Origin of the sequence: Frigoribacterium sp. CFBP 8754, from assembly GCF_014841815.1 — a bacterium.
In the GTDB taxonomy this organism is placed as follows: domain Bacteria; phylum Actinomycetota; class Actinomycetes; order Actinomycetales; family Microbacteriaceae; genus Frigoribacterium; species Frigoribacterium endophyticum.
On the sequence record NZ_JACYUO010000004.1, the window covers coordinates 66,773 to 91,650 of the forward strand.

21 protein-coding genes and 1 tRNA gene are annotated in these 24,878 nt (G+C 73.8%); 13 read left to right on the plus strand and 9 right to left on the minus strand.

What is annotated here, in order from left to right; genetic code table 11:
• Positions 1-20: 20 nt before the first annotated feature.
• A complete protein-coding gene (locus tag IFT72_RS12190; RefSeq protein WP_192046607.1) occupies positions 21-1,070 on the plus strand; it encodes a biotin/lipoate A/B protein ligase family protein in 1,050 nt (349 codons plus the stop codon).
• 72 nt (positions 1,071-1,142) lie between these two features.
• Here the strand turns inward: IFT72_RS12190 and IFT72_RS12195 are convergent, their stop codons facing one another.
• Positions 1,143-1,427 carry a GNAT family N-acetyltransferase gene (locus IFT72_RS12195; RefSeq protein ID WP_056052050.1) on the minus strand — a complete coding sequence of 95 codons (285 nt, stop codon included), beginning with the start codon at positions 1,425-1,427 and terminating at the stop codon, positions 1,143-1,145.
• A gap of 47 nt (positions 1,428-1,474) precedes the next feature.
• Here IFT72_RS12195 and IFT72_RS12200 point away from each other — a divergent pair, with 47 nt between their 5' ends.
• Positions 1,475-2,389 (plus strand): site-specific DNA-methyltransferase, encoded by a 915-nt coding sequence (locus tag IFT72_RS12200; protein ID WP_371741286.1) that lies wholly within the window; start codon positions 1,475-1,477, stop codon positions 2,387-2,389.
• A 53-nt stretch (positions 2,390-2,442) separates the two neighbouring features.
• On the opposite strand, the gene IFT72_RS12205 is transcribed toward IFT72_RS12200, so the two are convergent.
• Positions 2,443-3,048, minus strand: a complete 606-nt coding sequence (locus IFT72_RS12205) for a MarR family winged helix-turn-helix transcriptional regulator (RefSeq protein WP_197981490.1) — start codon at positions 3,046-3,048, stop codon at positions 2,443-2,445.
• 242 nt (positions 3,049-3,290) lie between these two features.
• A complete protein-coding gene (locus IFT72_RS12210) occupies positions 3,291-5,156 on the minus strand; it encodes an MDR family MFS transporter (RefSeq protein ID WP_244634508.1) in 1,866 nt (621 codons plus the stop codon).
• A 206-nt stretch (positions 5,157-5,362) separates the two neighbouring features.
• Here IFT72_RS12210 and IFT72_RS12215 point away from each other — a divergent pair, with 206 nt between their 5' ends.
• A complete protein-coding gene (locus IFT72_RS12215) occupies positions 5,363-6,229 on the plus strand; it encodes a M15 family metallopeptidase (protein ID WP_192046609.1) in 867 nt (288 codons plus the stop codon).
• Positions 6,230-6,357: 128 nt separating this feature from the next.
• Here the strand turns inward: IFT72_RS12215 and pgm are convergent, their stop codons facing one another.
• Positions 6,358-7,977, minus strand: a complete 1,620-nt coding sequence (pgm, locus tag IFT72_RS12220) for a phosphoglucomutase (alpha-D-glucose-1,6-bisphosphate-dependent) (protein WP_192046610.1) — start codon at positions 7,975-7,977, stop codon at positions 6,358-6,360.
• Between the two features lie 69 nt (positions 7,978-8,046).
• Here pgm and pheA point away from each other — a divergent pair, with 69 nt between their 5' ends.
• Positions 8,047-9,000, plus strand: coding sequence for a prephenate dehydratase (gene pheA, locus IFT72_RS12225; protein WP_192046611.1), 954 nt, complete (start codon positions 8,047-8,049; stop codon positions 8,998-9,000).
• Positions 9,001-9,049: 49 nt separating this feature from the next.
• On the opposite strand, the gene IFT72_RS12230 is transcribed toward pheA, so the two are convergent.
• The gene (locus IFT72_RS12230; protein WP_082514135.1) at positions 9,050-10,078 is read right to left on the minus strand and encodes a diacylglycerol kinase family protein; all 1,029 of its coding nucleotides are present in this window, start codon (positions 10,076-10,078) and stop codon (positions 9,050-9,052) included.
• A gap of 128 nt (positions 10,079-10,206) precedes the next feature.
• On the opposite strand from IFT72_RS12230, the gene serS reads away from it, so the two are divergent.
• The 3 genes from serS to IFT72_RS12245 all read left to right on the plus strand — a co-directional run bounded on the left by serS (position 10,207) and on the right by IFT72_RS12245 (position 12,548).
• Positions 10,207-11,472 (plus strand): serine--tRNA ligase, encoded by a 1,266-nt coding sequence (serS, locus tag IFT72_RS12235; protein WP_192046612.1) that lies wholly within the window; start codon positions 10,207-10,209, stop codon positions 11,470-11,472.
• A 5-nt stretch (positions 11,473-11,477) separates the two neighbouring features.
• Positions 11,478-12,329 carry an HAD family hydrolase gene (locus tag IFT72_RS12240; RefSeq protein ID WP_371741287.1) on the plus strand — a complete coding sequence of 284 codons (852 nt, stop codon included), beginning with the start codon at positions 11,478-11,480 and terminating at the stop codon, positions 12,327-12,329.
• A gap of 134 nt (positions 12,330-12,463) precedes the next feature.
• A tRNA-Ser gene (locus IFT72_RS12245) sits at positions 12,464-12,548 on the plus strand.
• Positions 12,549-12,656: 108 nt separating this feature from the next.
• Here IFT72_RS12245 and arfB read toward each other — a convergent pair.
• Positions 12,657-13,079, minus strand: a complete 423-nt coding sequence (arfB, locus tag IFT72_RS12250) for an alternative ribosome rescue aminoacyl-tRNA hydrolase ArfB (protein ID WP_056052070.1) — start codon at positions 13,077-13,079, stop codon at positions 12,657-12,659.
• 91 nt (positions 13,080-13,170) lie between these two features.
• On the opposite strand from arfB, the gene IFT72_RS12255 reads away from it, so the two are divergent.
• From IFT72_RS12255 to IFT72_RS12275, 5 genes are all read left to right on the plus strand, one after another.
• Entirely contained in the window at positions 13,171-13,881 is a 711-nt protein-coding gene (locus tag IFT72_RS12255) for an NYN domain-containing protein (RefSeq protein ID WP_192046613.1), read from the plus strand.
• A 187-nt stretch (positions 13,882-14,068) separates the two neighbouring features.
• On the plus strand, positions 14,069-15,625 hold the full coding sequence (locus IFT72_RS12260; protein WP_056052072.1) for a sodium:proton antiporter: 1,557 nt from the start codon (positions 14,069-14,071) through the stop codon (positions 15,623-15,625).
• Between the two features lie 52 nt (positions 15,626-15,677).
• Positions 15,678-16,364, plus strand: a complete 687-nt coding sequence (locus IFT72_RS12265) for an MSMEG_4193 family putative phosphomutase (RefSeq protein ID WP_192046615.1) — start codon at positions 15,678-15,680, stop codon at positions 16,362-16,364.
• A 105-nt stretch (positions 16,365-16,469) separates the two neighbouring features.
• Entirely contained in the window at positions 16,470-17,135 is a 666-nt protein-coding gene (locus IFT72_RS12270; protein WP_082514402.1) for a DUF3090 domain-containing protein, read from the plus strand.
• A gap of 63 nt (positions 17,136-17,198) precedes the next feature.
• Positions 17,199-17,981 (plus strand): SCO1664 family protein, encoded by a 783-nt coding sequence (locus IFT72_RS12275; RefSeq protein WP_192046693.1) that lies wholly within the window; start codon positions 17,199-17,201, stop codon positions 17,979-17,981.
• A gap of 14 nt (positions 17,982-17,995) precedes the next feature.
• Here the strand turns inward: IFT72_RS12275 and IFT72_RS12280 are convergent, their stop codons facing one another.
• Both IFT72_RS12280 and IFT72_RS12285 read right to left on the minus strand, forming a co-directional pair.
• Positions 17,996-19,999, minus strand: coding sequence for a VWA domain-containing protein (locus IFT72_RS12280; RefSeq protein WP_056052082.1), 2,004 nt, complete (start codon positions 19,997-19,999; stop codon positions 17,996-17,998).
• Complete coding sequence (locus IFT72_RS12285; RefSeq protein WP_056052084.1) at positions 19,992-21,377, minus strand: AAA family ATPase; 1,386 nt, start codon at positions 21,375-21,377, stop codon at positions 19,992-19,994. The genes IFT72_RS12280 and IFT72_RS12285 overlap by 8 nt, the downstream gene beginning before the upstream one ends.
• Before the next feature lie 370 nt (positions 21,378-21,747).
• Here IFT72_RS12285 and IFT72_RS12290 point away from each other — a divergent pair, with 370 nt between their 5' ends.
• Complete coding sequence (locus IFT72_RS12290; protein WP_192046616.1) at positions 21,748-22,779, plus strand: glycoside hydrolase family 6 protein; 1,032 nt, start codon at positions 21,748-21,750, stop codon at positions 22,777-22,779.
• Between the two features lie 20 nt (positions 22,780-22,799).
• Here IFT72_RS12290 and IFT72_RS12295 read toward each other — a convergent pair whose 3' ends face one another.
• Entirely contained in the window at positions 22,800-24,635 is a 1,836-nt protein-coding gene (locus IFT72_RS12295; RefSeq protein WP_192046617.1) for a serine/threonine-protein kinase, read from the minus strand.
• Positions 24,636-24,878 lie beyond the last annotated feature (243 nt).

The following is a 24,878-nucleotide window of genomic DNA, read 5'->3' on the forward strand; positions in this document are numbered from 1 at the left end:
GGCAGGCATAGGCTGCTCGCATGCACGGTGAGTACAAGGTCCCTGGCGGCAAGCTCGTGGTGGTCGACCTGGAGGTGCGCGACGGGCGCATCGCCGAGTTCCGCCTCGCGGGCGACTTCTTCCTCGAGCCCGACACGGCGCTCGACGCCATCGACCGCTCGATCACGGGCCTGCCGGTCGAGTCCGACGCCGGGACGATCGCCGCGGCCGTCCGCGCCGGGCTGCCCGACGACGCCGTCCTGCTCGGCTTCACGCCCGAGGCCGTCGCCGTGGCGATCCGTCGCAGCCTGTCGAAGGCGAGCGACTGGCGCGACCACGAGTGGCAGATCATCCACGACGCCCCCGTGTCGCCGAACATGCACCTCGCCCTCGACCAGGTGCTCACCGAGGAGGTCGGGGCCGGCCGTCGCGGCCCCACCCTGCGCTTCTGGGAGTGGGAGCAGCCGGCCGTCGTCATCGGCAGCTTCCAGTCGCTCCGCAACGAGGTCGACCTCGACGCGGCCGAGGAGCACGGCTTCGAGGTCGTCCGCCGCATCAGCGGCGGCGGCGCCATGTTCATGGACGCGCAGTCGATCGTCACCTACTCGCTCTACGCGCCCGGCGAGCTCGTGCAGGGCATGAGCTTCGCCGACAGCTACGCCTACCTCGACGAGTGGGTCATCACGGCGCTGAAGTCGCTCGGCATCGACGCGTTCTACCAGCCGCTGAACGACATCACGAGCGCCAATGGCAAGATCGGCGGGGCCGCGCAGAAACGCCTCGGCAACGGCGCGCTGCTGCACCACGCGACCATGTCGTACGACATGGACGGCGAGAAGATGGTGAAGGTGCTCCGCATCGGCCGCGAGAAGATGAGCGACAAGGGCACCACGAGCGCCGCCAAGCGCGTCGACCCGCTCCGCAGCCAGACCGGCCTGCCCCGCGCCGAGATCATCGAGCGCATGAAGCAGACCTTCACGGGCCTCTACGGCGCCACGACCGGCCACGTCACCGAGGCCGAGCTCGAGGCCGCCGAGCAGCTCGTGACGACGAAGTTCGCCACGCCCGAGTGGCTCCGCCGGGTCCCGTGACCTGAGCCCCGCGAGCGTGCCCGGCGGGCGCAGCTCCGAGAGCCGGGGGGAGTCGCGGGTCGGCGACCGGGGTCAGCGGGCCAGCAGCTCCTGGTAGTCGACGTGCTCGTCGACCCAGTCGGCGACGAACGGGCAGAGCGGCACGACGCGCAGCGAGGTCTCGGCGCGCACGTCGTCGAGGGCGCCCTGCACGAGCTGCGCGCCGAGGCCGGCCGAGCGACGGCTGGGCTCGATCTCGGTGTGGGTGAAGCGGATCTCGTCGCCGACGACGTCGTAGGCGGCGAAGCCGACGGTCTCGCCGTCCTCGACGAGGGCGTACTGGGACTGCTGGGGGCGGTTCTCGACGGTGATGCTCATCCGGCGACCCTACGCCCGGTGAACTGGCCGCTGCCCGGCACGACAGAATGGTGACCATGCCCGTCGACTGGACCCGTGACTCCCCGAGCCTCGTGGTCCACGGCGACAACCTCGACGCGACCCGTCAGCTGCCCGACGGCGCCTTCACGGTCGTCTACCTCGATCCGCCGTTCAACACCGGGCGGCCGCAGCAGCGGCGCTCGACGACCTCGATCCGCAGCGTGGAGGGGTCGGTCACCGCCGTGACCGGTTTCAAGGGGCGAGGCTACGAGCGGATCCGCGGCGACCTGATGCGCTACGACGACCACTTCGACGACTACTGGTCGTTCCTCGAGCCGCGCCTCGCCGAGGCCTGGCGCCTGCTCGCCCGCGACGGCACGCTCTACCTGCACCTCGACTACCGCGAGGCCCACTACGCGAAGGTGCTCCTCGACGCGCTCTTCGGCCGCGAGTCGTTCCTCAACGAGATCATCTGGGCCTACGACTACGGCGCCAAGAGCCGCAACCGCTGGCCGACGAAGCACGACACGATCCTCGTCTACGTGAAGGACGCCTCGGCGTACCACTTCGACTCCGAGACGGTCGACCGGGAGCCCTACATGGCGCCCGGGCTCGTCACCCCCGAGAAGGTCGCGCGGGGCAAGCTGCCGACCGACGTCTGGTGGCACACGATCGTGTCGCCGACCGGCCGCGAGAAGACCGGCTACCCCACGCAGAAGCCCGAGGGCGTGCTGCGCCGCATCGTGCAGGCCTCGTCGCGCGAGGGCGACTGGGTGCTCGACTTCTTCGCCGGCAGCGGCACGACCGGTGCCGTGGCCGACGCCCTGGGGCGCCGCTACGTGCTCGTCGACAGCAACGAGGAGGCGGTGGCCGTGATGCGTCGACGGCTCCCGTCGGCGGAGTTCGTCGTCGCGGAGCCGCCGGCCACCGAGCCGGGCCCCGAAGCGGCCACGGCGAGCTGAGCGGCGCGGCGCGGCCGAGCAGAGCGGGGCGCCCGGCCGCACGGGTCAGCGGGTCAGGCGTTCTCGGTCTCGCGGAAGGCGACGTGCGGGTGTGCGGCCACGGCGGCCGGCGCCGCGGTCGTCGCGTCGTGCCCCTGGCCGGCGGGCCCGTCGACGCCGTGGTCGTCGATCTCGATCGCGGAGGTCATGTCGCGGAGGAAGCCCACGACGGCCGCCGACTCGTCGGCGGTGAGCGACTCGGCCGCGCTGATCATCCGCGTGTGCATGCTCGCCATCGTGGCGCGCACCTCGCTGTTCGAGTCGCCGGTGGCCGTGAGCAGGACTCCGCGCTTGTCGGTCGGGTGCGAGTGGCGCTCCATGTGCCCGCTGCGCACGAGGCGGTTGATGAGCACCGAGGTCGAGGCGGAGGTGATGCCGAGGTGGTCGGCCAGTTCTTTGGCGCTGACGGTCTCGCTGCGGCGCTGGGCACGGAGGAGGAAGCGGACGGCCGCGAGGTCGGTCTCGCCCATCTTCATCGAGGTGCGCGTGCGACGGCGCATCTCGGACTCGGCCGCACGGTAGCGGCGCAGGGCGTTGAGCACTTCGACGCCGCGCTCCTCATTGCTGCTGGAGTACCAGTAGCCGGAGGCGTCGTAGATCGGGGCTGACCTGTCGGGCATGCTAGAGAGTCTAGCTAGGGCCGGCGACGGTGGCGAGGGGCCCGTCGTTCTCCCAGGGAGGGGCCCGCGGCGCGGCCCGGAGACGAGGACGGGCCGTGCACCCTGAGGTGCACGGCCCGGGGTCGTCGCGCCTCCCGCGCTGAGCTTCACGGGCAGGGACCGCCGGAGGCGAGACGACCAGGACGTCAGCGCGTGGCGCCTACGTCGTCGTCAACGTTACTCGCCTCGGCGACGGAGTCCAGTCACGGTCGCTGATCCGCAGGCTCCTCGGAGGCTCCGTCGGCGGCCGTCCCCCGGCGGGGAGCGTCGCCCCCGTCGACCGTCCGGACGCTGCCCGTGTCGGGCGAGACGAGCGCGCCCGTCGCGGCCGCCGCCTCCTGCGCCTGCCCGGCCGCGTCGGCGGCGAGGGCCGCCTGGGCGTCGTCGTGGGCCTCGTCGATGGCCGACTTCTGTCGCAGCGGCGTCGCCTTGAGGAAGAAGCTGAGCACGAACGCCACCAGCACGACGGTCAGCGCGACCCAGAACACGGTCACCGTCGCGTTGGCGAACCCGTCGAGGAACGGCGCGGCCAGACGGCGGTCGGCCGTGTTGAGGAACGACGTGTCGCCGTTGAGCGCACCGCCGACCTGCGAGGTGTCGCCGCCCTGGGCCGACTGGTACAGCCCGAGGATGGAGGCGTTGGCCGGGTCGCTCGCGACGGCCGGGTCGGCGAGGGCCGCCTGGGCGTCGGCCTGCAGGTCGCGGTCGGCGAACGCGCCGGCGATGGTCTGCGGGATGCGCGAGAACAGCACCGAGAAGAGCACGGCGGTGCCCAGCGTGCCGCCGATCTGGCGGAAGAACGTCGAGGCCGAGGTGGCCACGCCGATGTCGCGCGGGCCGACGGAGTTCTGCGACGCGATGGTCAGCGTCTGCATCAGCTGGCCGAGGCCGAGGCCGACCAGCAGCATGCCGAACATCATGAACCAGTAGGGCTTGTCGTACGACAGGGTCGTGAACCAGAAGAAGCCCAGCGCCATGAAGGCCGTGCCGGTGATCGGGAAGATCTTGTAGCGGCCGGTGCGGGCGATCAGCTGGCCGGAGACGATCGACGAGATCATCAGGCCGGCGATCATCGGCAGCATCTGGAAGCCGCTCTCGGTCGGCGTCGCCCCGTTGACGAGCTGCAGGTACAGCGGCACCGTCAGGAGGGCGCCGAACATGCCGAAGCCGACCAGGACGCCCAGCACCGTCGACATCGCGAAGGTCGGGATGCGGAAGAGCTTGAGCGGGATGAGCGCGTCGTCGCCCATGCGGCGCTCGACGGCGATGAACGCGGCGATGCCGACGACGCCGACGACGTAGCAGGCGAAGGCGCGGGGCGAGCTCCAGCCCCACTCGCGGCCCTGCTCGGCGACGAGCAGCAGCGGCACGGCGGCCACGATCACGGCGCCGGCGCCGAGCCAGTCGATGCGGACGTTCTCGCGGCGCACCTGGCCGGGGATGTGGAGGAACCGCACGACGACGCCCAGCGCGACGATGCCGATCGGGATGTTGATGAGGAACACCCAGCGCCAGCCGGTGACGAAGAGGATCTCGTCGGCCCCGGCGAAGAGGCCGCCGACCAGCGGGCCGATGACGCTCGAGATGCCGAACACGGCGAGGAAGTAGCCCTGGTACTTGGCGCGCTCACGCGGGGCGAGGATGTCGCCCATGATCGTGAGCGGCAGCGCCATGAGGCCGCCGGCGCCCATGCCCTGGATCGCCCGGAAGATCGCGAGCTGGTACATGCTCTCGCTGAACCCGGCGGCGAGCGAGCCGACCAGGAAGATCGAGATCGCGATGAGGAACAGCGGCCGACGGCCGAAGATGTCGCTGAGCTTGCCGTAGATCGGCGTCGAGATGGTCGACACGATCAGGTAGGCGGTGGTGACCCAGGCCTGCAGGCTGAGCCCGTCGAGGTCGTCGGCGATGGTGCGCATCGACGTGCCGACGATCGTCTGGTCGAGGGCGGAGAGGAACATGCCGGCCATCAGCCCGAAGATGACGAAGAGGATCTGACGGTGCGACATCAGCCCCTGTCTCTCGGCGGGCGCGGCGGCGGCGGGGGAGGAGTCGGTGACCCGGGACATGTGTGGTCTTCCTGGTGCGGTGAGTCTGACGGGGTGCGCGGCGGGCCGCGGGGGGAGGGGGCAGCAGCGCCGGAGGCGCGGTGAGCGCCGATCGTCGACGTCACGTCGACGAGAAACTTGCGTGGTACGCAGAAGTTACTCCACGCGGCGTCGCGCCGCCACGTGACGTCCGCTCGACCCGCGGTGCGCCCCCTACCCTGGAGCGCATGTCGTCACGCCGCCCGCGCCTCCGCCCCGCCTCCCCGGGCCGCGGGGCACGGCGCCGCGCGGCGTCGGCCCTGGCGCTCGGGCTCGTGGCCGCGGTGCTCGCCGGGTGCACCGGCGCGGGCGAAGGGGCCTCGGTGACCGGCACCGCGACTCCCTCGGCGACGCCCCGTGCGAGCTCGACGCCCCCCGCCCCGGCCCCGACGGAGGACCCCGTGACCCCAGCCCCGGAGCCGGCCGCGCCGGCGACGCCCGCGTTCGACCGCGGCGCCCTCTCGGTCGACGACCCCGCCAGCCTCTGGGTCGTCAGCGACAAGCTGCGACCCCTCGACCCGGTCGACTACGCCCCCGCCGACCTCGTCACCGTCGACGTCTCGTCGCAGAACCCGCCCGTGTTCCGCGCGGAGGCCGGCGACGCCCTGCTCGCCCTCTTCGCCGCGGGGGAGGCGGAGGGCGCGGGCCCCATGACCGTCCAGAGCGCGTACCGCTCGTACGCGACGCAGGTGACCGTCTACGCGGGGTGGGTGCAGCAGCTCGGCCAGGCCCAGGCCGACGTGCAGAGCGCCCGGCCGGGCTTCTCGGAGCACCAGACCGGGCTCGTCGCCGACATCAGCCCGCTGCCGCTGAGCTGCGTGCTGCAGGCGTGTTTCGGCGACACGTCGCAGGGCCGTTGGCTCGCGGAGAACGCGTGGCGGTTCGGCTGGCTGCTGCGGTACCCGGCCGACAAGACCGCGGTGACGGGCTTCACGTACGAGCCGTGGCACTTCCGGTACGTGGGCGTGCCGCTCTCGACCGAGATGCACCAGCAGGGCGTCACCACGCTCGAGGAGTTCTTCGGCCTGCCGGCCGCGCCGACGTACGCCGGCTGACCGCCGCGGTGGCGGTGGCTGCGGCGGCTGCGGCGGCTGTGGCTGCTGTTGCGGCTGTGGTCGTGACGACGAGGAGGGGCCGGGCTGCGATCGCAGCCCGGCCCCTCCTCCTCGCGTGAGCGCCGTCGCTAGCTGCCGAGGGCGGCGTCGACGATCGTCTTCGCCTCCTGCTGCACGCGCGCCAGGTGCTCGGGGCCCTCGAACGACTCGGCGTAGATCTTGTAGACGTCCTCCGTGCCGCTGGGGCGGGCCGCGAACCACGCCTTCTCGGTGACGACCTTGAGGCCGCCGACCGCGGCGCCGTTGCCGGGAGCCTCGCTGAGCGTGGCGGTGATCGGGTCGCCCGCGAGCTCGGTGGCCGTGATGGCGTCGCCGTCGAGCTTGCCGAGGCGCGCCTTCTGCTCCTTGCTGGCGGCGGCGTCGACGCGCTCGTAGACGGGGTCGCCGAACTCCTCGGTCAGCTCACGGTAGAGCTGCGACGGGGTCTTGCCCGTGACGGCGATGATCTCGCTCGCGAGCAGGGCGAGGAGGATGCCGTCCTTGTCGGTCGTCCAGACCGTGCCGTCCTTGCGCAGGAAGGACGCGCCGGCGCTCTCCTCGCCGCCGAAGGCGACGGAGCCGTCGACGAGCCCGGGCACGAACCACTTGAAGCCGACCGGCACCTCCCAGAGGCGACGGCCGTGCTTCTCGGCGACCTTGTCGATGATGCTCGACGACACGAGCGTCTTGCCGATCGCGGCGTCCTCGCGCCACTGCGGGCGGTGCGTGTAGAGGTAGTCGATCGCGACGGCCAGGTAGTGGTTCGGGTTCATCAGGCCGCCGTCGGGCGTCACGATGCCGTGGCGGTCGGCGTCGGCGTCGTTGCCGGTGAGCACGTCGAACTCGTCCTTGCGGTGAACGACGCTCGCCATGGCCGAGGGGCTGGACGGGTCCATGCGGATCTTGCCGTCCCAGTCGAGCGTCATGAAGCGCCAGGTCGGGTCGACGCCGGGGTTCACGACGGTGAGGTCGAGGCCGTAGACGTCGCGGATGGCGCCCCAGTACTCGACGCTCGCGCCGCCGAGCGGGTCGGCGCCGATCTTGACGCCGGCGGCCTTGATGGCCTCCATGTCGATGATGTTCGCGAGGTCGCCGACGTAGCCGCGGAGGAAGTCGTGGCGGCCCGGGCTGCCGTCGCCGCGGAGCACGTCGACGTTACCCGCCGCGATGATCTCGTTGGCCCTGTCAGCGATCCAGCCGGTCGCGTCGCTGTCGGCGGGCCCGCCGTGCGGCGGGTTGTACTTGAAGCCGCCGTCGCGGGGCGGGTTGTGGCTCGGCGTGACGACGATGCCGTCGGCCTTGTCGAGGTTCGCCGGGTCGGAGTTGTAGACGAGGATGGCGTGGCTGAGCGCGGGGGTCGGCACGTAGCCGCCCTCGGCGTCGGCCAGCACGTGCACGCCGTTGCCGGTGAGCACCTCGACCGCGGTGCGCTCGGCCGGCCCGCTCAGCATGTGCGTGTCGCGCCCGATGAACAGCGGGCCCGTGATGCCCTGCCCCGCCCGGTACTCGACGATCGCCTGCGTGATCGCGGCGATGTGCGTCTCGGTGAAGGCGGCGTCGAGAGACGAGCCGCGGTGGCCCGAGGTGCCGAAGACGACCTTCTGCTCGGCCTTCGTGACGTCGGGGACGAGGGAGTAGTAGGCGTCGACGACCTCACCGGTGTCGATCAGGTCGCTGTCTTGTGCGGGGGTTCCGGCGCGGTCGGTCATGGGGTCATCCTGGCACCAGCCGCCGACCTGCGTCGCGCCTCGTCGACGGCCCTCAGTAGGCTCTCGGTCATGTCGACCCCCGCCTCCCCGCCGACCTACAGCTACCTCGGCCCGGCCGGCACCTTCACGGAGGCGGCGCTCAAGCAGGTGCCGGAGGCCGCGGGCGCCGTGTGGCACAGCGTCAACAACGTCGGCGAGGCCCTCGCCGACGTCGTCTCGGGCCGCAGCACGGCCGCGATGATCGCGATCGAGAACAGCGTCGAGGGCGGCGTCTCGGCCACGCAGGACGCCCTCGCGACAGTTCCGGGCCTCCGCATCGTCGGCGAGTACCTCGTGAAGGTCGACTTCGTGCTCGTGGCGCGCCCCGGCACGACCCTCGACCAGGTGCGCGTGGTCAACGCCCACCCCGTCGCCTACGCCCAGACGCACCTGTGGCTCGAGGAAACGCTGCCCGGCCACGGCCACCTGCCCGCGACGTCGAACGTCGCGGCGGCCGCCGACCTGCTCGCCGCGCCGGCGGGGGCGGGGCGCGCCGACGCCGCCGTCGCGCCGCCCACGATCACCGAGCACCACGACCTCGACGTGCTGGCGACCGAGATCGGCGACAACCGGAACGCCGTCACGCGGTTCGTGCTGGTCAGCCGCACGGTGCCGGTGCCCCCGGCGACCGGGGCCGACAAGACGAGCCTCATCGTCGAGCTGCCCGAGGACGGCGCGGGCGCGCTGGTCGACATGCTCGAGCAGTTCGCGACGCGGGGCATCAACCTCAGCCTGATCCAGTCACGACCGATCGGGGACGCCCTCGGGCGGTACCGGTTCGTCGTCGACCTCGAGGGGCACGTGCTCGACGAGCGCGTCGCCGACGCGCTGCTCGGCCTCAAGCGCTTCAGCCCGAACGTCATCTTCCTCGGCTCGTACCCCCGAGCCGACGGCCGGCCGGTCGAGGTGTCGCCGCGCAACGACGACGACGCGTTCGTCGACGCCCGCGACTGGCTCCGGGGGCTGGTGGCCGGGTCGCTCTAGCTCGCGAGCCGGCCCCGGCCCGGCCTGGCCCGGCCCGGCCTGTCGGTGCCTAGCTGTCGGCGGGCACGCGCACGGTCAGCGCGCCCTCGTCGACGACCGCGCGGAGGGCGACGGCCTTGCCGACGGAGTCGCCGTCGATCTCGAAGTCCTGCGGCGACTCGAGCCGCACCACGAGCTTCCGGCCCTTCATGTAGCGCAGGGTGCGCACCTCACGGCTGTTGGCGGCGAGGATGCGGCGGCCGACCTGGGTGCGACGCAGCACGCCGTTCTCCCACACGATCTTGAACCAGATCTGGAACCAGCCGAAGAAGCCCTCGGGGCGCAGCGCGACGATGTCGAACTGGCCGTCGTCGATCGCGGCGTCGGGCAGCAGCATGATGTTCGCCGGCAGGAGGCCGCAGTTGCCGACGATGACCGTGTGGGCGCGCATCGACTTGCGGCCGCCCCCGTCGAGCTCGTAGCGCACGTCGATCTTGTTGTTGTCGCGCAGGGCACGGATGATGGCGTCGACGTAGGCGAGCCAGCCGACGCGCGCCTTCAGGTCGTCGTTGGTGTTCGCGAGCATCTTGGCGTCGAGGCCGACCCCGGCCATGACGACGAAGGCGAACGTCTCGCGCTGGCCGTCCTCGCGCTCGATGTCGACCACCCCGAGGTCGATGTCGCGGTCGCGGCCCTGGAAGGCGGTGGCGATGGAGTCGTCGAGGTTGTCGAGCGACAGGTCGAGGTTGCGGGCCAGGAGGTTGCCCGTGCCCGACGGCAGCAGGCCGATCGAGGCGCCCGTGCCCCGCAGGGCCTCGGCCACGGCCCGGACGGTGCCGTCGCCGCCCGCGGCGATCACCATGTCGGCGCCGTCGGCGAGGGCCTGTGCGGTGACCTCTCCGCCCGGGTCCTCCTTGCTGGTCTCGTAGAAGCGGGTCTCGCCCCAGCCGGCCTCGCGCTCGTGGCGGGCGATCGACTCCTTGACGGCCTCGATGTCGACCTTGATCGGGTTGTAGACCAGCGCGGCCGTCTTCTGGGTCGTCTCGGCCGCGGGCGTCGAGCCGGGCTCGGCGGGCGAGGAGGAGGGGGAGGGGGTCATGCGCCGAGCGTATTGGTCGGGGAGCCCCCGCGACCGGTCTCGGGGCAGGTCGCCGGGAGAACGGGCCGACCCGCGACTCCGGGGAGGGACGGGGGCTGACGTCCACATGCACTCCTTAGGATGGTCGCGTGATCGATCCCCAGCTGCTCCGAGACGCCCCCGACCTCCTCAAGGCCAGCCAGCGCGCCCGCGGCGACTCCGAGTCGCTGGTCGACGACGCCGTGGCCGCCGACTCCGCCCGCCGTGCCGCGATCTCGGCCTTCGAGGCCCTGCGCGCCGAGCAGAACGCCTTCGGCAAGACCGTCGCGAAGGCCCCGAAGGAGGAGAAGGCCGCGCTCGTCGCCGAGGCGCAGGCGCTCGCCGCCCGCGTCAAGGAGGCCCAGGCCGCGTCGACCGAGGCCGACGCCGCGTTCGACCGGGCGATCCGCTCGCTCGGCAACCCGGTGATCGAGGGCGTGCCCGCCGGCGGCGAGGAGAACTTCGTCACCCTCCGCGAGGTCGGCACCCGCCCCGCCTTCGACTTCGAGCCGCTCGACCACGCTGACCTGGGCGAGGTGCTCGGCGCGATCGACATCAAGCGCGGCACCAAGGTGTCGGGCTCGCGCTTCTACTTCCTCCGCGGCATCGGCGCGCGGCTCGAGCTCGCGCTGATGAACATGGCGCTCGACCTCGCGGTGAAGAACGACTTCACCCCGCTGATCACGCCCACGCTCGTGCGCCCCGAGATCATGGCCGGCACGGGCTTCCTCGGCTCGCACAGCGACGAGGTCTACCACCTGCCTGCCGACGACCTCTACCTGACCGGCACGAGCGAGGTCGCGCTCGCCGGCTACCACGCCGACGAGATCCTCGACGTCGAGGCCGGGCCGATCCGCTACGCCGGCTGGTCGACCTGCTACCGCCGCGAGGCCGGGGCCGCCGGCAAGGACAACCGCGGCATCCTCCGCGTGCACCAGTTCAACAAGCTCGAGATGTTCAGCTACGTGCACCCCGACCAGGCCACCGCCGAGCACGACCGGCTCGTCGCGTTCCAGGAGACGATGATGCAGTCGCTCGGCCTCAACTACCGCGTCATCGACGTCGCGGCCGGCGACCTCGGCTCGAGCGCCGCCCGCAAGTTCGACATCGAGGCCTGGGTGCCGACGCAGGGCACGTACCGCGAGCTCAGCAGCACGTCGAACTGCACCACCTTCCAGGCCCGCCGGCTCGACACCCGCTACCGCACCGAGAGCGGCAAGACCGCTCCCGTGGCGACGCTGAACGGCACGCTGGCGACGACGCGCTGGCTGGTGGCGATCCTCGAGACGCACCAGCGGGCCGACCGCTCGGTGGTCGTGCCCGAGGCGCTCCGCCCGTGGCTCGGCGGCCTCGAGGTCATCGAGCCGGTCGCGTGAGCGGCGTGGGCCGTCCGACCGACGTCGCGGCCTCGGCCGCCGCCGCGGGCGTGGTCGACGGTGAGCGCTGGCTCGTCGCCCTCGACGTCGACGGCACGATCATGCAGGAGGACGGCACGATCAGCGACGGCGTCGCGGAGCAGATCCGTCGCCTGCGCGAGGCCGGCCACGCGGTGATGATCGCCACGGGCCGCTCGGTCTCGACGACGCTGCCGGTGATGGACCGCCTCGGCCTCGTCTCCGACTACGTCGTCACGGCGAACGGGGCGATCACGCTCGGGCGCGACGAGTCGGCGCCCACCGGCTACGGGCAGGTGCACGTCGAGGAGTTCGACCCGACCGACGTGCTCACCACGATCCGCGGCGAGATCCAGGAGGGCGGCTACGCCGTCGAGGACCGCGACGGGGTGCTGCGCTACTGCGGTTCGTTCCCGACCGTCGAGTCGAGCGGCAACGCCGAGAAGGTCGAGTTCGAGCAGCTCTTCGACCGCCCGGCGACCCGGGTGGTCGTCGTCTCGCCCGACCACGGCACCGACGACTTCCTCGAGGTCGTCGAGCGGATGGGCCTCTCGAAGGTGAACTACAACGTCGGCTGGACGGCCTGGCTCGACATCGCGCCCGACGGCGTGACGAAGGCGACGGCCCTCGAGCGGGTGCGCGAGTGGCTGGGCATCCCGCGCGAGCGCGTGTTCGCCGCCGGCGACGGCCGCAACGACATCGACATGCTGCGCTGGGCCTCGGCCCAGGGGCGCGGCTGCGCGATGGGCCAGGCGCCCGACGACGTCTTCGCCGTCGCGAACGAGCGCACCGGCTCCGACGTCGACGACGGGCTCGCCGCAGCGCTCGCCACGCTGTAGGCGCGGTCGAGGGGGCGGGTCGGGTCGCGGTCGAGGGGGCGACCGCCTCGCGGGCCGGGGGATCGCGCCCGTGTCGCCCGCGCCTCCTCGGTTAGACTCGGCCACGGTCGCGCTGGCTCGCCCGTCGCGCACCGGGAGGGCTGTCCGAGCGGCCGATGGAGCTTGTCTTGAAAACAAGTGGGCAGAGATGTCTCGTGGGTTCGAATCCCACGCCCTCCGCACCGCGTCGCCGCGGCGACGACGAACCAAACCACGTCCTCGCACCCGAACCAAGCCGCGGCGTGGTTCGGGTGCGACGACCTGGTGCCTCACGGCCCGAGCTCGCTCCTAGTCGTCGGTGGGGCGTCGGCGCTGCTGCTTGGTGGCCGAGCGCTCGCCCTTGGCGCTGAGCCGACGGCGGTCGGAGCCGCGCGTCCGACGCGTCGGCCGTCGCGGCGCGGCGTCGGGGGCGAGCGCCGCGGCGACGATCTCGGCGAGCTTCGCGAGCGCCGTCTCGCGGTTGCGCAGCTGCGACCGCTGCTCGGACGACGTGACGGTCAGGGCGCCGGCGACCAGGCGGCCGTCGAGACGCGACGTCAGGCGCTCGCGCTGCGCCTCCGTCAGGCTGTCGGCGTGGGCGACGTCCCACGACAGCTGCACTCGGCTGTCGGACGTGTTCACGTGCTGCCCGCCCGGCCCCGACGACCGCGAGAAGCGCCAGGTCAGCTCCGCCGCGGGGATCGTGAGCGCACGCGACACGACCAGGTCCATGGCCCCACCCTCGCACGTCGGGGGCGCCCGTGGGCGCGGATCCGTCCACAGGCGCATCGCTGACCCACGCCGTTCTCCTACAGTCGGACGGATGACTGCAGGGCGACCGACAGCGTCCGTCTACGTGGACGGCTTCAACCTCTACCGCCGTGCCCTGCAGGGGCGACAGAACGTGAAGTGGCTCGACCTGCACCGGCTCTTCTCAGAGCTCATGCCCGAGCACGACGTGGTCCGCATCCACTACTGCACGGCGCTGCTGCGCCACGGTCTCACCGCAGACGTCCGTGCGCCGGTGCGTCAACAGGTCTACCTCCGGGCCCTCCGCACGGACCCGCGCATCTCGGTCCATCTGGGGAAGTTCCGCAACGACCGTCGCGACATGCCGGTGCACCCGCAGCAGGTGGACCTCGAGACCCGGAAATTCGTCACGGCGTCCGTCCGGAAGATCGAGGAGAAGGGGTCCGACGTGAACCTCGCGTCGCGCATGGTCGCGGGCGCTCTCCTCGGGCACTCCGACATCCACGTCGCCGTAACGAACGACAGCGATCTCGTCGGCCCGCTCCGCATGCTCAAGGAGGAGCTCGGGTTCTCGACCGGGATCATCTTCCCGATGACGAGGGCGCGCTCCTCGAAGGAACTCGTGCAGACCGACCCGGACTTCATGACGAACATCACGGAGGAAGCTCTCCGGGCGTCGCAGTTCCCGGACACGATGCGCGATGCGAACGGCGTCGTGCGGCGCCCTGAGAAGTGGTCCTGGAAGTCCGAAGGCCCCAGTTCCCTGGGGCCTTCTAACCGGTAACCGAAGTATCCGGGGGTGTGTCTCGACCCTAGGCCACGGGGAGGAGACCCTGCAAGCCAGGCGCACGCCGCCGGTGGACGGCGGCACAGCCGCAACAGCGCGGCGGGGCCGCGGCGGCGCCGGTCGCGGCAGTGGCCCCGAGCCGGTACCGTGCACCGGTGACGACACGAGGGGCGAGGGCGACGCGGTGATCCCCGAGACGATCGCGTGGGTGGTCGCGGCGGTGCTCGTCACCGTCGCCACGAGCGGAGTCGCGGGTCGGGCCGGCTGGTCGGCCCCGGTCGCGCTCGTCACGGTCGGTGCCGTCGCGTCGTTCCTGCCGTTCGTGCCCGAGGTGGTGATCGAGCCCGACGCCGTGCTCTACGGGCTGCTGCCGCCGCTGCTCTTCGCGGCCGCGATCCGCACGCCCCTCGCCGACATCCGTGCCCGGCGCGACAGCATCCTCGTGCTCTCGGTCGGTGTCGTCGTGGTCACCCTCGCCGCCGTCGGCTTCGCGCTCTGGGCCCTCGTGCCCGCGGTCGGCCTCGCCGCGGCGCTGGCGCTCGGCGCCGTGGTCGCCCCGACCGACGCGGTCGCCGTCCAGGCCGTCGCCGGCAAGGCCCGCCTGCCCCGACGCGTGCTCTCCATCCTCGAGACCGAGAGCCTCCTCAACGACGCGACCGCGCTCGTCGCCCTGAACACCGCCATCGCGGCCGTCGTCGGCGTCGTGCACCCGATCGAGGTGGGCGGCGAGTTCCTCCTCGCGGTGGGCCTCGGCGTGGGCATCGGCCTGCTGGTCGGCCTCGGGTTCTCGGTCGTCCGCCGCTTCCTCCACTCGCCGGTGCTCGACACGAGCCTGTCGCTCGTCGTGCCCTTCGTCGCCTTCGTGCCGACGCAGGAGATCGGCGGCAGCGGCGTGCTCGCCGTCGTCGTGGCCGGGCTCTGGCTCGGCTGGCGGGCCCCGCTCATCCAGTCGCCCGAGGCGCGCATCGCGGAGTCGGTCAACTGGCGCACGATCCAGTTCCTGCTCGAGAACGCGGTCTTCCTGCTCATCGGGCTCAGCCTGTCGGGCATCGTGCGCGGCCTCCGCCGCTCGAGCCTCGACGGGCTGCAGATCGCCGGAGTCGTCGTCGCCCTCCTCGTCGTCCTGGTGGCGTCGCGCTTCATCGCCGTCGGCCTCGCGAAGGTGCTGTTCGACCACGGGCCGCGGGCGCTGCGCGAGCGCTCGTGGAACTGGCGCACGGTCACCGCCGTCTCGGCCGCCGGCATCCGCGGCGTCGTCACGCTCGCCGCCGTCTTCCTCCTGCCCGCCGAGACGCCCGAGCGCGAGCTGCTGCAGTTCCTCGCCTTCGCGGTCGTCGTCGGCTCGCTGCTGCTCGGCCTCTTCCTCCCGCCGATCATCCGGGCGCTCCGCCTGCCCCGCACCGCCGACCTGCAGGAGGAGTCCGACCGCGACCGCCTCCTCGACGAGGCCCGGGCCGCGGGCCTCGAGGCCCGGCGGGAGGCGAAGGAGTCGCGGGTCGACGAGCAGGGCGAGCCGGCCGTCGGGGCGGCCGGCCGCGACGAGTCCGACGACCTCACCGACCTCACGGGCGAGCGGCTCGAGCACGACCGGGTGCGACGTCGCATGATCGAGGCCGAGCGGGCCGCCGTGCTGGCGGTGCGACGGGAGCGCCGCTACCCGGAGACCGCGGTGCGCCAGGTGCTCGAGCTCATCGACGCCGAGGACGTCGCCCTGCGCCGCCGCGAGGGTCCCCGCGAGTAGGCCCTCGCGGCCGGTGTCCAGGCCCTCGGCGGCCGGTGTCTAGGCTCGGGGCATGGCCACCGTCATCCTCGTCCGTCACGGGCGCACCACCGCCAACGCGAGCGGAGTCCTCGCGGGGCGCACCCCGGGCGTCCTGCTCGACGACGTCGGGCACCAGCAGGCCGTCCGCACCGGCGAGCGGCTCGCCGTCGTGCCGGTCGTCTCCGTCGTCTCGAGCCCGCTCGAACGGTGCCGCGAGACCGCCGGGTACATCGTCGACCGGCAGGAGGGCAGCCCGACGACCCCGGTCGAGGAGGGCATCTCCGAGTGCGACTACGGCGACTGGCAGGGCCGCACCCTGAAGGAGCTCAGCGCCGAGCCGCTCTGGGCGACCGTGCAGGGGCAGCCCTCGGCCGTGACCTTCCCCGGCGGAGAGTCCATGGCGGGCATGCAGGCCAGGGCGGTGGCGGCGATCCGTCGCCACGACGCCGCCGTCGAGGCGGAGTACGGCCCGGGCGCCGTGTGGGTCGCGGTCAGCCACGGCGACATCGTCAAGTCGGTGCTCGCCGACGCGCTCGGCATGCACCTCGACCTCTTCCAGCGCATCGCGGTCGGCCCGGCCTCGGTCTCGATCGTCCGGTACGGCACGAGCCGCCCCGAGGTCCTCGCGACCAACACCGACTCGGGCGACCTCTCGTGGCTGCGCGCGGCGGCGCCCGCGGCGGACGCCGCCGTCGGGGGAGGCGCGGGGCACGAGTGACGACCGGCACCGTCGACGAGGTGGCCGGCCCGCCCGCCGGCACCTCGACTCCCGCCCTGCACGCAGCCTGGGCCGGGCCGGCCCGCCGCTCGTAGGATGGGCGGCATGCCCACCATCGTCCACGGATTCGACTGGCCCGACCGGATCGTCGTCGGCACGATCGGTCAGCCCGGTCAGCGCGAGTTCTACCTCCAGGTGCGCGACGGTGCCCGGCTCGTCAGCGTCGGCCTCGAGAAGCAGCAGTCCGCGGCCCTCGCGGAGAAGATCGACGAGATCCTCGACGAGCTGAGCTCGCGGGAGGGCACGTCGCTGACGATCCCCACCGTCACCCCCGTCGAGCTCGTCGACAACGAGCCGCTCGAGCAGCCCGTCGAGCCGGAGTTCCGCACCGGCGCGCTCAGCCTCGGCTGGGACCCGACCACGGCCCAGGTCGTCATCGAGGCCTTCCCCGTGGTCGAGCTCGACGACGACGAGTCGGAGGCCTTCTCGGCGGCCCTCGCCGCGGTCGAGGCGGACGACGACGAGGCCGCGGTCGAGATCGAGGTGGAGGCCCCCGAGCTGCTGCGCGTGCGCATCCCCGTCGGCACCGCCCGCGCCTTCGCCGCCCGGACCCACGAGGTCGTCGGCGCCGGCCGCCCCCTCTGCCCGCTCTGCGGCACGCCGATCGACCCCGAGGGCCACGTCTGCCCGGCCGCCCCCGGCCTCGGCGAGATCGGGCCCGACGACCTCGACGACCTCTTCGACGGCGACCGGCCCGACGGTCGGCCGTAGGCCGTGACCGTGGCCCGCGAGCCGGAGGTGCCCGTGCCCGGTGCTCCCGCAGCTGGCGCGCCCGTGGCCGGTGCTCCCGTCCCGTCGGGGCCCGTCCCGTCGGGCGACCTCGAGCTGACCGGCCGCGTGCGCATCGCCTCGAACGACACCTTCGTCGGCACGATCGACGGCACGGCCGTCGTCTACAAGCCGGTCGCGGGCGAGGCCCCCCTGTGGGACTTCCCCGACGGCACCCTGGCGGGCCGCGAGGTCTCCGCCTTCCTCGTCAGCGAGGCGTTCGGCTGGGGCGTCGTGCCGACCACGTGGCTGCGCGACGGGCCGCTCGGCCCGGGCATGGTGCAGCTCTGGCAGGAGGTCGACCCCGAGCAGTCCGCGGTCGACCTCGTCTCGAGCGACGAGGTGCCCGAGGAGGGCTGGCTGCCCGTCATCGACGGCACCGACGAGCGCGACCTGCCGGTCACGCTCGTCCACGAGGACTCCGCGGCGCTCCGGCGCATGGCCGTGTTCGACGTCGTCGTCAACAACGCCGACCGCAAGGGCGGCCACGTGCTGGCCCTGCCCGGCGGGCACCGGCACGGCGTCGACCACGGCCTCACCTTCCACGTCGAGCACAAGCTCCGCACCGTGCTCTGGGGCTGGCTCGGCGACGAGCTCGCCCCCGACGAGCTCGAGGGGCTCGCGCGCGTCCGGGCCGACCTCGACGGAGCCCTGGGGGAGGCGCTGGCCGAGCACGTCACCCCGCTCGAGATCAGCGCGACGATCGCCCGGTGCGAGCACCTGCTGTCGTCCGGTCGCTTCCCCGAGCCCCGCGGCCACGGCTCCGCCGTTCCCTGGCCGCTGTTCTAGCGACCCGGTGCGGCTCAGGCCGCGCGGCCGGGGCCCGGCTGCCGCCCGTCGAGGTACGACTCGACCACGGCGGCGCCGAGGTCGTCGGCCTCCGGCGCGACGACCGTGCCGCCGACCCGGCGTGCCATGGCGTCGACGAACCGGGCGAGGCCGGGGTCGTCGCCGAGGCGGAAGATCGTCGTCTGCGCGCCGAGGCGCATCGAGGCGTCGAGCTCGCGCACGGTGACGGCGATCGTCAGCGGCGCCGGCGGGTAGTCGAACCAGGTGGCGCCGTCGGCCTCCAGGTGGGAGGTCGGCTCGCCGTCGGTGACGATGAGCAGCACGGGCTGCGCGGAGGGGTGCTTCCGGAAGTGGCGGTTCGCGAGCAGCAGCGCGTGGTGGAGGTTCGTGCCCTTCTCCCACTTCGCGTCGAGGCCCACGAGCTCCTCGATCTCCATCGTCCGCGCCTCGCGGCCGAAGCCGATCAGCTGCAGGTCGTCGCCGCGGAACCGGCTGGTGACCAGCGTGTGCAGCGCCAGCGCCGTCCGCTTCATCGGCACCCAGCGGTCGTCCATCGCCATCGAGAACGAGGTGTCGACCAGGAGGGCGACGCACGCCTGCGTCCGGGCCTCGGTCTCCTGCACCTCGACGTCGCCGATCTCGATGCGCACGCCGTCACGGGTGGACCCGCCGCCGCCCGCCACGCGCGTCACGGCGTTGGTGACCGTCCGGGTGACGTCCCAGGGCTCGGTGTCGCCGAACGCCCACTCCCGCGTCGCGCCCGACCGCTCGCCGGCCGCGCCCGCCCGGCGGACGTCACGCGCGCCTCGTCGGCCGGAGACCGTCTCGGCGATGTCGCGCAGCAGCGCCTTGCCCAGCTGGCGCATCGCCTTGGGCGTGAGGCGCAGGCGGCCGTCGGCGGCTCGGGACATCGTGCCCGAGTCGCGCAGGGCCTGCTCGAGGCGCTGGAGGGCCCGCGCGTCGACCACCGCCTCCTGCCCCAGCTGCCGGGTGAGGGCGTCGAGGTCGAGGTCGTCGAGCTGGGAGCCGGGGCCCGACTGCGCCAGCTGCTCGGCGAGGGCGTCGAGGTCGGCGAGATCCTGGAAGACGCCGGTGCCGTCGCCCAGGCCCATGCCCTCGCCGCCGCCGAACTGCTCCGAGCCGCCCCAGTCCTCTCCGGGGCGCAGCCCGCGGAGCACGTCGTCGAGCTGCGACAGCTGACCCATCAGCTCGGGGGAGCCGAAGGCCTGCTGGGCGAGCGCGTCGAGCTCGTCGCGCTGCTCGGGGGTCAGCGAGTTGCGCAGCCGCTGCGCCGCGGCCGCCCGCGCCGCGAGGGCGTCGATCAGCTCGTCGACGGTCTCGGGCCCCTCGGGGAACGCGTCGCCGTGCGCGGCCATGAAGTCGTCGAACTGCTGCGCGACGTCGTCGCCCCGCCGGTGGGCCTCGAGGAGGTCGGTGAGGTCGGCGAGCATCTGCGTCGTCGCGGCACGGTCGGCGTCGGTGGCGCCCTCGAGCGCCTGCTTCATGCCGGCGAAGCGCTGGTCGAGCAGCTCACGGCCGAGCAGGTCGCGGATGGCGTCGTAGTCGGCCTGGGCCTGCCGGCTCTGCCAGCGGTAGCCCGCCAGCTCGGCGACGGCGGCGGCGGGCGACGGGGGCAGGCTGTCGAGCTGCAGCTCGGCCAGCGCACGGTCGCCGTCGTCGAGCTCGACGTCGCGCGCGAGCTGGCGGCGCTCGTCGAGCACCGCCCGCTCGAGCAGCGCCGCGACCTCGCGCAGCGTGCCGTCGAGGTCGGTGCCCCGCGTCAGCTCCCGGCGTCGCTCGGCGACGCGGCGGGCGAGGTCGTCGAGACCACGACCGTCGCTGCCGCCGCGGCGCAGGAACTCGCGCAGCGCCGCCTCGGGCGACCGCCCCGCCATGACGTCCTCGCCGACCGCGTCGAGGGCCTCGCGCAGGTCGACCGGCGGGGCCAGAGGGTCGGGCCCGCCGTCGAACCTCCGGTAGCTCGAGCCGCGCCCGAGCCGCCGGTTCGCCCTAGCCATAGACGGCCTGCCCGTCGCCCGCCTCTTTGCTGACCCGGCGGGCCAGCCAGAGGCCCTCGAGCGCGAGCTCGATGGCGCCCGCACGCTGCCCGTCGCTGGTGGCGCCGAGACGCTCCGCGACCCGGTCGTAGAGGTCGGACTCGCCGAGCGAGGGCAGCCCGGCGAGGAAGTCGCGCGCCGTCACCTGCTCGCCGGTCGTCACCATGCGGCCCGCCTCGAGCGCGTCGACCAGCAGGTCCAGGTCGACGCCCCGCAGGTGCGCGCGCACGGCCTCCGCCGTGGCCGTCCGCAGCAGGTGGTCGAGGATCTCGTCTTCTCGCCCCTCCTCGCCCGACTCGAACTCGATCTTGCCGCCGAGCACGTCGACGGCCGTCTCGAGGTCGATCGGCCGGGCCACGGCCTCGGGCTCGCCCTGGCGCGTCGCACGGTGCAGCGCGGCCGCGGCGATCGTCTCGGCCCCGGCGATCGCGAAGCGAGCGCTGACGCCGCTGCGCTGGTCGACGGAGGGCGAGTCGCGGAGGGCGCGCGTGAAGCGGGCGAGCACCTCGACGAGCACGTCGGGCACCTCCGCCACGAGGTCGGCCTCCTGCCGGATCACCGCGATCTCGTCGTCGAGCTCGATCGGGTAGTGGGTGCGGATCTCGGCCCCGAACCGGTCTTTCAGGGGCGTGATGATGCGGCCGCGGTTCGTGTAGTCCTCCGGGTTCGCGCTCGCGACCACGAGCACGTCGAGCGGGAGCCGCAGCACGTAGCCGCGGATCTGGATGTCGCGCTCCTCCATCACGTTGAGCATCGCGACCTGGATGCGCTCGGCCAGGTCGGGGAGCTCGTTGACGGCGACGATGCCGCGGTGGCCGCGGGGGATGAGCCCGAAGTGGATCGTCTCGGGGTCGCCCAGGCTTCGGCCCTCGGCCACCTTCATCGGGTCGACGTCGCCGATGAGGTCGGCGACGCTCGTGTCGGGCGTCGCGAGCTTCTCGACGTAGCGCTCGTCGCGCCCGCGCCAGGCGACCGGCAGGTCGTCACCGAGCTCGGCCGCCCGGCGGACGCTCTCGGTCGTGATCGGCTCGAACGGGTGCTCGCCGAGCTCGGAGCCCTCGATCACCGGCGACCACTCGTCGAGCAGGCCCGCCAGGGTGCGCAGCAGGCGCGTCTTGCCCTGGCCCCGCTCGCCGAGCAGCACCACGTCGTGCCCGGCGAGCAGCGCCCGCTCGAGCTGGGGCAGCACGGTGGTCTCGAGCCCGTGCAGCCCGGGCCAGGGGTCTCGGCCCTCGCGCAGGGCGGAGAGAAGGTTGTCGCGGATCTCGGTGCGGAGCGGTCGCAGCCGGTGCCCGGAGGCTCGCAGCTCGCCGACGGTCGTCGTCGTGGGTCGTGTCACGCGAGCGACGGTACGCCTGACCACCGACGTCCACCAGGGCCCGGGGCGGGCGCCGTGCCGGCTCGTAGCCCGCACCCAGGGAGCGGGAGGCCCGCTGCCAGCCCGGGTGCGGGAGACGTGCAGCCACCGTGCCCGCGACTCCCACGGCTCCGACGGCGAGCCCCCAGGAGGCGCGGGCCGGGTCGGCCGGAGGGGGGACGACGGGCGTGCCCCCACCCCCGAAGACGGGCGGCGCCGGCACCGCACGGGGGCTTGAGGCGCACGGGGGCCCGTGCTGCACTGACGGCACCAGGTCGGCGTCACCCGCGTCCGTCGCCTGGTCGACGGGTGCTCCGCCCCGCCGCCCTCCCCACCGAACGGAACCCACCCCGTGACCTCCCTCGCCCGCCGGGGCGTGGTGCTCGGGGCCGCCGTCGCGCTCGCGACCGGCCTCGTCGCCGTGCCCACCGCCTCCCCTGCCGACCCCGCGTCCGCGGCGACCGCCGCGTCGTCCGCGACCGTCACCTCCGCCACCATCCGCACGGCCTCGGCCGGCACCGTCTACCGCGGCGGCCTCTACGTCGACCCGACCGGTGCCGCCGCGACGGCGGCCGCGCAGCTGCAGGCGGCAGGCCGCACCACCGAGGCCGCCGCGGCCCGGACGATCGCCGACCAGTCGATCGCCACCTGGCTCGGCAGCTGGTACGACGACGCCATGCTCGTCAAGGTCGTGCAGCGCACGCTCGCCGCCGCCGAGGCGAAGGGGCGCACGCCCGTCTTCGTCACGTACGAGATCCCCGGTCGCGACTGCGGCGGCTGGTCGGGCGGCGGGGCGGTCGACGACGCCGCCTACCTGCGCTGGAACCAGCTCGTCGCCGACACCCTCCGCGGCCACCGTGCCGTCGTGCTCGTCGAGCCCGACTCGCTCGGCCACCTCGGCTCCTGCCCCGAGACGACCACGACCCGGACCGCGACCCTCGCCGCCGCCGTCGCGGCCCTGGCCGACGCGGGCGTGCCCGCCTACCTCGACGGCGGCAACTCGAACTGGGTCCCGCCCACCGAGATGGCCGCCCGGCTGAAGGCGGCGGGCGTCGACCGCGCCCGGGGCTTCTTCACCAACGTCGCGAACTACTACGGCGTCGACCCGGAGCGGGCCTACGCCGACAAGGTCTCGGCGGCGCTCGGCGGCACCCACTACGTCATCGACGTGTCGCGCAACGGGCGGGGCTGGAAGGGCACCTGGTGCAACGCCCCCGGTGCGGGCCTCGGCCAGACCCCGCGCGTCACGGGCGGCACCACCGGGCTCGACGCCCTGCTCTGGGTCAAGACGCCGGGAGCCAGCGACGGGCCCTGCAACGGCGGCCCGCCGGCGGGGCAGTGGTACCCGGCGTACGCGGTCGCCCTGGTCGCGAACCGGAAGTAGGAGGCGCGGGGCGCGCGGGCTCAGTCGGTCGCGGTGCCGGGGCCCTTCCCCTTGTCCTTCCCGTTGCCGGGGCCGGTGACGACCGTGGCATCGACTCCGGGAACGGCGGCGCCGGCGCCGGTGGGCTTGCCGTTGCCGTTGCCGTTGCCGTTGCCGTTGCCGGTGCCGGTGCCGGTGCCGGTGCCCTGGCCGGGCACGGTGCCCGACGGCGGCGTCGCCTGCCCGGGCCCGCCCTCGTCCTCGTCGGGCTCGTTCTCGTCCTCGTCCGGCTCCTCCTCCGACGGGGCGGGCGCCGTCGTCTCCGGCGCGGGGGCCGGGGCGACGGTGGGCTCCGTGCTCGGCGACTCCTCGGCGGGAGCCTCCTCGGTCGGGGCGACGCTCGGCTCCGGGCTGGTCTCGGTCGTCTCGACCGGGGCGGTCGGGTCACCGGCGGGGTCGCTCCCGCGGCCTGCCCCGAGGGCGAGGGCCACGGCGGCCAGCACGGCGAGCAGCACGACGGCGACGACCACGCCGACCAGCACGCGACGGCGGCCCGGTCGCTCGTCGTCGCCGCTGCTGCGCGCGGCCCCCGAGGAGGCGCGGGTCGACCCGAGCGGTGAGGTCGCGGCCCCGGCGGCCCCGGCCCCCGCGGCGACCCCGGCCGATCCGGCAGGCGCGAAGCGTCGCGTGGGGGCGTCGTCCGGCGGCAGCGCCCGAGTCGGGGCGTCGCCGGCACCGGCCGCGGGGTCGAGACGGGCCGTCGGGGAGTCCCCGACGGGGAAGCGGGCGGTGGGGGCGTCGCCGGCGGGCATCGCGCTGGTCGGCTGGTCGGCGCCGGCGCCGGCTCCTGCGCCCGCTCCTGCTCCGGTGGCCGCGGCTGCGGCGCCGGCACCCGCGGCGAGACCGGCCCCCGCGGCGAGGCCGGCACCGACGGCGAGGCCTCCCACGGCAGCGCCGCCGGCCCCGCGCCCGTCGCCGGTCGCCCCGGGGGCCGCCACCGCGCCTCCGGCACCCGCTCCCGTGGCCACGACGGGCGCGGCCGCACCGCGCGCCTCCCGCAGCACGTCGAGGGCGGTCGGGCGGGCCGCCGGGTCGCGCGCCGTCATCGCGGTGAGCAGGGCCTGCCAGTCGGCGCCGACCGACGCCGGCACGACCGGGTCGCGGCTGAGGCGCGCGCTCAGCGACTCCATCAGCGTGCCCGGGAACTCACGGCGGCCCGTGACGACCTCGAGCAGCACGAGGCCGAGCGACCAGATGTCGGAGGCCGTGCCGACCTCGCCGCCGAGGGCCTGCTCCGGGCTGAGGTAGGCGGCGGTGCCGAGCACGGAGCCCGGCGCCGTGAGGCGGGTGGCCCCGCTGAGCTGGGCGATGCCGAAGTCGGCGAGCAGCGCGCGGAACTCCTGGCCCGGGACGGGCGACGGCGCCAGCAGCACGTTGCCCGGCTTGAGGTCGCGGTGCACGATGCCGGCGGAGTGAACGACGTGGAGGGCCTCGGCGAGGTCGGCGGCCATGCGCTGCACCTCGTCGCCCGCGACGGGGCCGTCGTGCAGGCGCCGGTCGAGTGTGGGGCCGTCGACGAGCTGCATGACGAGGTAGGGGCGCTCGTCGCCGTCGACGACCGCGATGTCGGCGTCGTAGAGGGTCACGAGGGCGTGGTGCTCGAGCGAGGCGAGCAGGTCGATCTCGGAGTGCGCCCGCCGCAGGTCGTCGGCGTCGCCGCTGTTCGGCGCGAGCAGCTTCAGCGCCACCGGGCGCCGGAGAGCCGTGTCGACGGCGCGGTACACGGTGGCCATGCCCCCGCGCCCGAGGACACCGTCGAGTCGGTAGCGGTCGCCCAGGAGGGCTCCGCTCAGGTCACGGCTGCGGTCGTCGCCCATGTCGTCCCTCCGGCAGGTCGACTCCCCACTCTAGGCGGGGCCCCGGCTCCCGCGTGCGTCCGGGCGGACCGGGTCGCAGGGTCGTCGCCCGCCTCTCGTCGACGCGGTGCGGCACCCCCAGTGAGGGGCTGCGCCGGCCCGTTCCTGTGGCGGGCACCTAGGGCGCTCTGTCTACAATGCCTTCTGCCCGCCCATCGCACGGGCGCCGCCGGCCTCCTCGTGAGCGCCCTGGCCGCGTGCCCG

Bases quoted from the DNA above. Each gene is read 5' to 3' on its own strand.
- IFT72_RS12190 (WP_192046607.1), top strand. From the start codon at position 21: ATGCACGGTGAGTACAAGGTCCCTGGCGGCAAGCTCGTGGTGGTCGAC.
- IFT72_RS12195 (WP_056052050.1), bottom strand. From the start codon at position 1,427: ATGAGCATCACCGTCGAGAACCGCCCCCAGCAGTCCCAGTACGCCCTC.
- IFT72_RS12200 (WP_371741286.1), top strand. From the start codon at position 1,475: ATGGTGACCATGCCCGTCGACTGGACCCGTGACTCCCCGAGCCTCGTG.
- IFT72_RS12205 (WP_197981490.1), bottom strand. From the start codon at position 3,048: ATGCCCGACAGGTCAGCCCCGATCTACGACGCCTCCGGCTACTGGTAC.
- IFT72_RS12210 (WP_244634508.1), bottom strand. From the start codon at position 5,156: ATGTCCCGGGTCACCGACTCCTCCCCCGCCGCCGCCGCGCCCGCCGAG.
- IFT72_RS12215 (WP_192046609.1), top strand. From the start codon at position 5,363: ATGTCGTCACGCCGCCCGCGCCTCCGCCCCGCCTCCCCGGGCCGCGGG.
- pgm (WP_192046610.1), bottom strand. From the start codon at position 7,977: ATGACCGACCGCGCCGGAACCCCCGCACAAGACAGCGACCTGATCGAC.
- pheA (WP_192046611.1), top strand. From the start codon at position 8,047: ATGTCGACCCCCGCCTCCCCGCCGACCTACAGCTACCTCGGCCCGGCC.
- IFT72_RS12230 (WP_082514135.1), bottom strand. From the start codon at position 10,078: ATGACCCCCTCCCCCTCCTCCTCGCCCGCCGAGCCCGGCTCGACGCCC.
- arfB (WP_056052070.1), bottom strand. From the start codon at position 13,079: ATGGACCTGGTCGTGTCGCGTGCGCTCACGATCCCCGCGGCGGAGCTG.
- IFT72_RS12255 (WP_192046613.1), top strand. From the start codon at position 13,171: ATGACTGCAGGGCGACCGACAGCGTCCGTCTACGTGGACGGCTTCAAC.
- IFT72_RS12265 (WP_192046615.1), top strand. From the start codon at position 15,678: ATGGCCACCGTCATCCTCGTCCGTCACGGGCGCACCACCGCCAACGCG.
- IFT72_RS12270 (WP_082514402.1), top strand. From the start codon at position 16,470: ATGCCCACCATCGTCCACGGATTCGACTGGCCCGACCGGATCGTCGTC.
- IFT72_RS12280 (WP_056052082.1), bottom strand. From the start codon at position 19,999: ATGGCTAGGGCGAACCGGCGGCTCGGGCGCGGCTCGAGCTACCGGAGG.
- IFT72_RS12295 (WP_192046617.1), bottom strand. From the start codon at position 24,635: ATGGGCGACGACCGCAGCCGTGACCTGAGCGGAGCCCTCCTGGGCGAC.